This window comes from Hymenobacter sp. HSC-4F20 (assembly GCF_019599275.1).
GTDB lineage: Bacteria > Bacteroidota > Bacteroidia > Cytophagales > Hymenobacteraceae > Hymenobacter.
The window spans coordinates 1-420 of the sequence record NZ_JAHZTD010000037.1 but is presented as its reverse complement, the minus strand read 5'-3'; the positions used below and the strand labels follow the sequence as shown (position 1 = coordinate 420).

Here is a 420-nt window from a genome sequence, read left to right as displayed (position 1 = left end):
GATCGTGGTCTGCATCGGCAGGCCTGCGAGCGAGCCGTTCAACGTGCGCGAGATGTTCGCGCCCGCCATCAGGCGGTCGTCGTGCTGGTGGAACTGGTCGCCGAGCACGGGATCGCCGAGATAGTAGGTGAAATTGTTGACGAGATCGAGCTGGCTCTTCACGACATAGGCATTGGCCTTCCACGAGCCGAGATCGTCGCTCTGCGCGACGCTGCCCGACAGCGCGAAGCGGTTGGTGTTGCCGCCGTCGCTCGGATCCTCCGAGCCGAAGCGATTCAAAAATCCACCGGCGATGGCGCGCTGCGGCACCTGGTCGGTCGAATTCCATCTGTTCGCATAGGCCATGCCGGTGACGGACACCCCGTCCGTCGCGGTGCCCTGGCTGTAGCGCAGGAGGCCGTTGAGCTTGCGCACCTTGTC

At 64.3% G+C, this 420-nt stretch carries 1 pseudogene; it reads right to left on the bottom strand.

Going from position 1 to position 420, the window contains the following annotated elements:
• Nucleotides 1-420, bottom strand: a pseudogene (locus K3G63_RS22615) (TonB-dependent receptor); the annotation flags it as partial.